Annotated in this window: 7 protein-coding genes; 5 read left to right on the top strand and 2 right to left on the bottom strand. The window is 32.2% G+C overall.

Going from position 1 to position 9,121, the window contains the following annotated elements:
* Nucleotides 1–385: 385 nt before the first annotated feature.
* A complete protein-coding gene (locus DPQ31_RS17385; RefSeq protein ID WP_000473491.1) occupies nt 386–739 on the bottom strand; it encodes a hypothetical protein in 354 nt (117 codons plus the stop codon).
* Nucleotides 740–1,355: 616 nt separating this feature from the next.
* Here DPQ31_RS17385 and DPQ31_RS17380 point away from each other — a divergent pair.
* Together DPQ31_RS17380 and DPQ31_RS17375 are read left to right on the top strand one after the other, a co-directional pair.
* Nucleotides 1,356–1,649 (top strand): ArsR/SmtB family transcription factor, encoded by a 294-nt coding sequence (locus DPQ31_RS17380; protein ID WP_000209595.1) that lies wholly within the window; start codon nt 1,356–1,358, stop codon nt 1,647–1,649.
* 484 nt (nt 1,650–2,133) lie between these two features.
* Nucleotides 2,134–5,415 carry a VaFE repeat-containing surface-anchored protein gene (locus DPQ31_RS17375; protein ID WP_208730799.1) on the top strand — a complete coding sequence of 1,094 codons (3,282 nt, stop codon included), beginning with the start codon at nt 2,134–2,136 and terminating at the stop codon, nt 5,413–5,415.
* Between the two features lie 652 nt (nt 5,416–6,067).
* Here the strand turns inward: DPQ31_RS17375 and DPQ31_RS17370 are convergent.
* Nucleotides 6,068–6,571 carry a GNAT family N-acetyltransferase gene (locus DPQ31_RS17370; protein ID WP_208730798.1) on the bottom strand — a complete coding sequence of 168 codons (504 nt, stop codon included), beginning with the start codon at nt 6,569–6,571 and terminating at the stop codon, nt 6,068–6,070.
* A 255-nt stretch (nt 6,572–6,826) separates the two neighbouring features.
* Between DPQ31_RS17370 and DPQ31_RS17365 the strand changes: the two genes are divergently transcribed.
* From DPQ31_RS17365 to DPQ31_RS17355, 3 genes are all read left to right on the top strand, one after another.
* Nucleotides 6,827–7,225: a DUF2871 family protein gene (locus DPQ31_RS17365; RefSeq protein WP_000737892.1), complete on the top strand. Its 399-nt coding sequence runs from the start codon at nt 6,827–6,829 to the stop codon at nt 7,223–7,225.
* A gap of 129 nt (nt 7,226–7,354) precedes the next feature.
* A complete protein-coding gene (locus DPQ31_RS17360; protein WP_208730797.1) occupies nt 7,355–8,746 on the top strand; it encodes an FAD-binding oxidoreductase in 1,392 nt (463 codons plus the stop codon).
* A gap of 6 nt (nt 8,747–8,752) precedes the next feature.
* Entirely contained in the window at nt 8,753–9,100 is a 348-nt protein-coding gene (locus DPQ31_RS17355; protein WP_208730796.1) for a DUF4260 domain-containing protein, read from the top strand.
* The last annotated feature ends 21 nt before the right edge of the window (nt 9,101–9,121 follow it).

The following is a 9,121-nucleotide window of genomic DNA, read 5'->3' as shown; positions in this document are numbered from 1 at the left end:
TAAAGGCAAAATTAAAAATGAGCCCGGTGCAATACCGGACTCATTTGGATCAAGCTGCCTAATGAAATAACCGTGTCTAACTTTTAGGGGTCACTTCAATGTAATTGTGAGAGGGTGCTCGTTTTTTGTTATGAAACAGAAAAGAATTACTTCCAACCACTTATAAAGACATTTTGATATTTCCTTCGCTAATCTACTAGTTTGTGTAAACGAGAGAATGTCCATTATGAAAGATTTCAAAATAAAGGTGACTTAACATGCAGCTAAATTATATAGGGAAATAGAAAAACCACTCTTATATGAGTGGTTTCTAATCATTATTTTTAGGCTATACATTTAAAATTAGGCTAAGTTATAGAAATAATAAACATTTTATCCGTGGTTATTATTTTGGTTCTGGATAATGATTGTAGTATGAGATTCTAATAAATTCTTGGTAGATATTTGTTAATTTAGCATCTCTAAGAGCATCGTTGAATTTTTGCATACGTACACTACCTTGAGCGTAGCCTCCACCAGGAGTATAAGGGTTTCTAGCTTCAAAGTCATCCATAAATACTTTTAATTTTTTATAGTCTTGAGATTGATAGAAAGCCGCGGCCTCTTCAGGAGTGACATCAAAGTAAGAGGATGATGTTGAGTTATAAGAAGCTGCTTGAGCACTAGGTACCTCTAGCATAGTTGCAGCTCCACCGAACATAGTAAGCGCCATAGAAGATACAATAATTTTTTTGAACATAATAAAACCTCCATGTAGAATATTTGGATTAATAGTAATGATGTAATCATTATAGTTACAACGAAAGTGATTATCAAATGCAATGTTGCATAATTAATTCTTTGAATAAGAAGTTCTCCTTATATCTAAATGGAGGAGTGTAATAATGAATTAATAGAGTAAAAGAGGGGTACATATTATTCGGGGTAACAAGAAAATGAAAAGAAAAGGTTATTTTTAATTGGGGAAAGTTAAAAGGAATGATAGTTAACAGCTGAAGTTACCATTATTGGGAATTTAATTTCGTTTATTTGTGTTGAGAAATAAATAGTATAAGTTGTATAAGGCGAAATGAAGGAAGATTTCTTATAGATTTTTCGTTTAACAAAGTATGTTAAACCTCGCTCAAAATCATGTAATAGACTACGAAATAATCTTTCCAAAATAAAATATAGTTTGACTGAAAATTAGAGGACATTAATTCATTGAAGTAGTAATTACTGTTTTTCAGGATAGGGGTCTTTTTTTATTTAAGAAAGAGAATATATTTTCTCAACAGGACAAATGGTAATCATCTATAAGTACTACTTATAAGGATAATAGGAAAATAGAAATAAATAATAAAGGAGAATGCGAAATGACAACATTACTATCCAATAGAAATCGAGTTAAAATTAGTGAAGAAGATGTAGATGTATTAAAGGTAATGGCACATCCCGTTCGATTACAAATTGTAAATGAATTAATGCACCATAAAATGTGTAATGTTACACAGTTAACGGAAATATTAAGACTCCCGCAATCCACTGTTTCACAGCATCTATCAAAATTAAAGGGAACCGTACTCCGTGCAGAAAGAAGAGGATTAGAGATGCATTATTATATTGATAATGCTAAGGCCCGCCAGATTATAGGGATTTTAGGTTTTTAGGTTCATACTACGTAAAAAGTTTCCTCATATAAAATAGGGAACTTTTTTTGAACAAATTGTACATATTTATAAATAGAATGGAAAGAAGTAAGCTAGTAATTTAAATAGTGGCCTCTTTTAAAGATAATTAAATATGCCAAAATATATGATTACAAAGCGAAACTTTTGATGCCTTTTTTTATTTATTAGGTAAAAGCAATTGGTTGGATAAAATAGAAGATTACTAACTTGAACAAAAGAACTACTAGTTACATATTTAACATACATATTTATCTGGTTAATTGCAGTCGTGTTTTGGAATCTGTATATAGTAAACTCATTTAAAAACTTGAAAAATATTAAAATGTGTAAATTTTATGACTATTTAGTTAAAAATATTTAATATTTGTAATTTTTTGTTTTATAATGATAATCGGGTTGCTCGTGAATGTTTTAGATATTGCGATATACACTCAGATAAATTTATTTTAGGGAGGGTTCAAAATTGGGTAAGAGAGTTATTATAAGAGTTTTTACATTATTATCAGTACTGGCATTATTCCTTAATGTGTTTTTACCAAGGGCTAGTGCAGAAGTTATGACGCATGAAAAATATTCAATGGAATGGAGTTATAGTAATAGTCTAGGTAAGTATATTCGGACTGAATTTATTAAAAATTCAAGCGGTCAAATTGCTTATTGCTTAACTCTTGGATTAAAATCACCAAATGGTGAAGATCTTCCTGAAATGGGGAAAACAGATAATGTAGTATATAAGGTCTTATTAAATGGTTTCCCACAAAAAAGTACTCAACAGCTGGGAGTAGCTAATGAAAATGAAGCGCATTATGCAACTCAGCTTGCGGTCTGGAATGCATTAGGTCAACTTGATGTAAATGAATTAAAACATGAGAATAAAAATGTTGAAAAAGCAGCTAAGGCTATTATTAATAATGCTAATAATAGTGAAGAGACGCAAGATATTTTTATGAATGTGATTCCTGCTGAAAAGCAAAAAGCAGAATTAAAGGGTGAGTTCTTTGAAACGAATCTATACACAGTACAAACAAATGCTAAGAGTGGTTCTTATAAGGTAGTAGCGAAAAATGCCCCTAATGGAGTTAAAATTGTTAGTGAAAATGGTGAAGTGAGAGATCAGCTTTCAGTTGGGGAAAAATTCCGTATCCAAATTCCTAAGAACACAAAAACAGGTGAATTTAATTTAAGTGTTGCTGCTAATTTAACTAAAGTTCAAGCAATTGCTTACCGCGGCACGGATACTGTTCAGAATGCTACAGTATTATTAGAAAGAAATGAAGAAAAACTTAGTAGTGATCTTGCAGTAAATTGGGAAGCAACTGGTTCTTTAAAAATTAAAAAGGTTGGAGAAAATGGGGAAGTTCTAGCTGGTGCAGTATTTGAAGTCTTTAATGCAAATAATGAATCAGTTGGAAAAATCACGACTGGTGCTGATGGTACTGCAGAATTAAATAACCTACAAATTGGTACATATACAGTAAAAGAAATTAAAGCACCAACAGGTTATGTTTCAGGTGATAAACCACAAACTATTGAAGTTAAAACAGGGGAAACAGGAGCTGTTCAAGTAGTCAACAATAAAGTAAAAGGTAACATCGAAATAAAAAAACTTAGTGATTCAGGAAAGATTTTGCCAAATGTTGAATTCACAGTCTTCACTGAAGATGGAAAAGAAGTGAAAAAAGTAGTAACAAAAGAAAATGGAATTGCAAAAGTTGAGGATCTTACGTATGGTAAGTATTATTTCTTAGAGACAAAAACACCTAATGGATATCTTGAAAATAAAACAAAGTATCCTTTTGAAATTAAAGAGCACAATAAAACACTTACTTTTACAGTAGAAAATACCGAAGTAAAAGGTAGTGTAAAATTACTTAAAGTAGATAATGAAGATATCAGCAAAAAATTAGAAGGTGCAGTATTCGAGTTAAAAGATGCAAGTGGGAAAGTTATTGGTGAATATAAGACAGATAAAAAAGGTGAAGTTAACGTCAAAAATTTAGCATATGGTAAATATTCATTTGTAGAAAAGGCTTCTCCAAACGGTTACATTCTTATTAAAGAACCGATTATGTTCGAAATAAAGGAACATGGGAAAATTATTGAGTTATTAGCAGTTAATCATCTTATCAAAGGTGATCTAGAAATTACAAAAGTTGATGTAGCTGATGGAAACAACAAACTTCCAAATGCAGAGTTTACTATTTATAATGAAGCAGGAAAAGAAGTAGTAAAAGGAAAAACAGACGATAAAGGTATCGCGAAGTTTGAAAAGTTACCATTTGGAAAATACACATATAAAGAAACTGTTGCACCAAAAGGTTATGTATTGAATGAAGAAACGTTCTCTTTTGAGATCAAAGAGAATGGTCAAATCATTAAACATATTGTCAAAGATGAAAAGATTCCTTCAATAAAAACAACAGCTACTGATAAAACAGATGACACAAAAGAAATGCACACGTCTAAGTCTGTAACAATTCAAGATAAAGTGGAATACAAAGATCTACAAATAGGTAAAGAGTACACTGTAAAAGGTAAATTAATGGATAAAGAAACTAATAAACCATTAGTTGTAAATGGAAAAGAAATAACAGCTGAAACTAAGTTTACACCAAAAGGAGCAAATGGTTCTATTACATTAGATTTTACATTTGATGCAACTGGTTTAGAAGAAAAAGAAGTAGTAGTATTCGAAGAGTTACTGAAAAACGGAAAAATTGTTACAACACATGCTGATATCAACGACAAGGGTCAAACAGTTAAGTTCGTTAAGCCTTCAGTAAAAACAACAGCTACAAACAAAGCTGATGGTGGAAAAGAGATTCATGCAAATGATTCTATCACTATCCAAGATAAAGTAGAGTATACTAACTTAGTTGTTGGTAAAGAGTACACTGTAAAAGGTAAATTAATGAACAAAGCTATTAAAGAACCATTATTAATTGATGGTAAAGAAGTAATAGCTGAGACTAAGTTTACTGCAAAAGAAAAGAATGGTTTTGTAACAGTAGAATTTACTTTCGTTGGTGCTGAACAGCAAGGAAGAGAAGTAGTCGTGTTTGAAGACTTATTACATGAAGGTCAAGTAATTGCAACTCATGCAGACATTAACGATGCAGGTCAAACAGTTCGATTTGTAGAGCCTTCAATAAAAACAACAGCTACAAACAAAGCTGATGGTTCTAAAGAATTAGACGCTACAAAATCTGTAACAATCCAAGATAAAGTGGAATACAAAGACTTAATCGTGGGTAAAGAGTACGTTGTAAAAGGTAAACTAATGGATAAAGCAACAAACAAACCATTATTAGTTAAAGGTAAAGAAGTAACAGCAGAATCTAAGTTTACTGCAAAAGAGAAAAATGGTTCTATCACATTAGATTTCACATGTAATGCTTCTGCATTACAAGGTAAAGAAGTAGTAGTATTTGAAGAACTGTATCAAGATAGTGTCTTAGTAGCTATTCACGTTGACATTGAAGATAAGGGACAAACAGTGAAATTCAAAGAGGTAAAACCGGAACAACCTAAACCAGAACAGCCGAATCCAGATAAAAATACTCCAACATCAGAGCAACCTAAAGAGCAAGTAAAAGAACAACCACAACCTAAGAATGAAATTCAATCTAAAATTGGATGGTTACCGCAAACAGGTACTAACCTTACTAGTTGGATCTCTATGGCTGCAGGCGCATTACTGTTAATTGTAGGTGGAGTGATTTTCTTAAAACGTAAAAATGCATAGAAATTAAAAAATAAGCACATCTGTTTTTATAACAAGATGTGCTTATTTTCTTACGTATTTTTGATCTAAAATGAAATTTGTTGCAGGATTAATTAAATTCATTCCTTGTTATGCAAATATATTTCTAGTGGAAATAAATTCTTCATTATTTTGCCCTGGATAGACTTTATAAAAAATGGTTACGTTTCCTAATCATGAAATAATCCTCTCAAATTGCAATCCTACTTTTTGTAAAAGCTTTACTGCATCAACAATATTTGTAGAAGTAATTGCTACAAAAGTTTTTCAAATGAAATTTATAAAAGCTTGATAGGCAATACCAAGAGAAAAGACCGTAGCTACCATATGTGCAGTCCATTTAGGCATATTTAATTTCAATACGGTATTGTACAAGATTCCATATACGATACAATTGCAATGAATTGAAGAACTAACAAAAATAGTGGTTGTTCCATTTATTCTCACTTCATTTATTTAATATATTAATATAATTAATTTAGAAGTGGAAGTTTTATTTCTATAAAGTTCCAAAAATGTGATGTGAAAGGAATATTGGTAATTACAAGAATTGATACAACTATAATGTAACTCAAAAGATTATTACAAAATCAGTAAAATAACAAAAAGGTCACCATGAGTGGTGACCTTTTTATTACGCGTTATACCCGAATAATTTTAAATCTTCTCCTGAGTCTGAAATTATCTTTTCGAACTGCAATCCTACTTTTTCTAAAAGCTTTCCTGAGGTGATGTTATCTATAGAAGTAATTGCTACAATTCGTTTCAGTCCAAGTTTTTGTACACCGTATTCGATTACCGCAGAAGCAGACTCGTGGCCATATCCTTTTGAACGGAATTTTTCTAAAAAGGCAAAGCCGATATCAACATCTTCTAATGAATCTCTTTTAATAAGACCGCACATACCAAGTGGCGTGAGATCTTCTTTTCTTTCTACTAAGTAAAGGCCAAATCCGAGTTTGTTATACATATCGACTGGTCCGTTTACGATATAATTTTTTGCGTCTTCTAAGTTTTTAACCCCTTTATCACCAATAAACTGAATCCATGCAGGATCGTTTACTAATTCAAGAATAAACGGAGCATCATTTATATCGAGCCAACGAAGAGTGAGTCGTTCAGTTTCAAGAACTATCAATGTATTGCACCACCTTTAAATGTTATAACAATTAGTATGGATTGCGTAATACAAAAGTGCAACATATTTTATTTACGCTCTACTTGTTCACATAAAGTTCGTTTGTTTTGTATAAAAGGATATTTTATAATTAGATTTGATTGTAAAGAGTGAGATACTTATACAATGACTCCTAGGTGACTAGGAGTTTTTACTATATAACTATCATTATTACTAAATATGACACACTACACATTCTACTCAAGGAGGTACATAATGAAAAAATTATATAATGCATCGTTTACGTATTTAATTATCGGTTTATTGTCAGGAATATTTGCTAGGGAGTATGGGAAGTATAAAGGGATTTTAGGCTCTACTTTATTAAACCTTTTACATACACATACACTTGTACTTGGTTTTTTCTTCTTTTTAATTGCTTTAGGATTAGCAAAAGTATTCGCGTTTCATGAAGTGAAAGGATTTAATAAATGGTTTGTTTTACATAACATTGCATTAACTTTAATGTTAGGTTCGCTGGCAGCGAGAGGGCTTCTTCAATTAAATGGAGCGGATTTTAAAGGGCTAACGTATATTGTAGGTTTCTCTCATTCATTGATGGCAGTAACATTAATTTGGTTTATGTTGTTAATAAAGAAGTCATATAAAATGTAGTTTGAAAAGAACTTGTAGCGGGTGCTGCAAGTTCTTTTTTGTATGCTTAAAGTTCAATAATCTTATTTTTCTAATTATTTTGTATAAAAATGGTATACTTATTTTAAAATTAAAAAAGGAGAGTTAGTTATGGAAATAACAATTGAGCATTTAGTAAATGAATTAAAGGATATACTTCCTGAAGATCGAGTAGTAATAAATGAGACAGTAAGAGAGTTACATAGTAAAGATGAATCATATCATGCTAGTAGTTTACCTGATGTAGTTGTTTTTCCAAAAACGACCGAAGAGGTTAGCGGGATAATGAAAGTAGCAAGTGAGCATAAAAAACCTGTCGTTCCATTTGGGGTAGGCTCTAGTTTAGAAGGACATGTAATTCCGTATGAAAAGGGGATCACAATGGATTTTTCTCTTATGAATAAAATACTTGAAATAAGGGAGAAGGATTTTCTTGTGAGAGTACAGCCAGGAGTGACCCGCTCTCAGCTTAATAAAGAATTGAAAAAGTATGGATTGTTTTTTAGTGTAGACCCAGGAGCCGATGCAACGTTAGGTGGAATGGCTGCTACAAATGCAAGCGGAACGACAGCGGTTAAGTATGGCGTAATGCGTGATCAAGTTCGTGATTTAGAAGTGGTTCTAGCTGATGGAGGCGTAATACATACGGGGAATTTAGCAGCGAAGTCATCATCAGGTTATCATTTAAATGGTATTTTCGTAGGTTCAGAAGGGACGCTTGGATGTTTTACGGAATTAACTTTAAAAGTATATGGTATACCAGAGCATGTTATGGCAGCGAGAGCATCGTTTCCAACTATAAATGATGCAGTAGAGGCTGTTATACATATTTTGCAAGCAGGTATTCCAATTGCCAGAATTGAACTTGTTGATGAATTATCTATGAAACAAGTAAATCATTATAATGAAACAAGTTACAGAGAAGAACCTACACTGTTTTTAGAGTTTCATGGCAATGAAGCGGGGTTAAAGCAAGATATTGAATTTACGAAAGAAATCGTTCTTGATCATAAATGTAAAGAAATCGCGTTTGAGAAGGAAACTGCGGCGAGAAATAAATTATGGGATGCAAGACATAACCTAGCGTACTCTTACGTGCATAGTTATCCTGGCAAAAAACTAATGAGTACGGATGTATGTGTGCCGATTTCAGAATTAGCTGGTGCGATTCACCATGCGAAAGAGGTATTAAATAAAGTAGGTCTTATTGGTGGTATTCTCGGTCATGTTGGAGATGGGAATTTCCATGTACTCTTAATGATTGATACAAAGGATAAAGAAGAAGTGAAGAAGGCAGACGAAATAAACGAAAGTATCGTTCTATATGCTCTTAAACGAGGTGGAACGTGCACGGGAGAACATGGCGTTGGAGTCGGAAAACGAAAGTATCAAGAAGAAGAACATGGGGCGGCATTATTCGTAATGGAGAGAATAAAGAAAGCTCTTGATCCGCAAAATATTTTGAATCCGAATAAGGTGTTTCAGTTAAAGGATAAGGGATGATGCAATTTGGAGAAACGAATTATACATCTTGAAGGATTTGTCGTTTTATTAGCTGCGATATATATATACGCAGTATGTGGATTTAGTTGGTTAATATTTATCACATTACTTTTTACGCCGGATTTAGCGATGGTAGCATACACGATAAACAATCGTATAGGTGCAAGAATTTATAATTTATTTCACACGTATATCATATCGATATTACTTATTTTAATTGGTGGTTTTTTTAAGCTAGATCCAATTTTAATGGTTGGTTTAATATGGACAGCACATATTGGAATGGATCGAATGTTTGGCTATGGATTGAAATATGAGACGGACTTTAAGGATACTCATATTCAAAGGCTATAATTGTTTTTGAGGGGAAGGATA

This window comes from Bacillus sp. COPE52 (assembly GCF_003355115.1).
Classification (GTDB): Bacteria; Bacillota; Bacilli; order Bacillales; family Bacillaceae_G; genus Bacillus_A; species Bacillus_A toyonensis.
The sequence above is the reverse complement of the archived record's forward strand: the minus strand, read 5'-3'. Positions and strand labels throughout refer to the sequence as shown.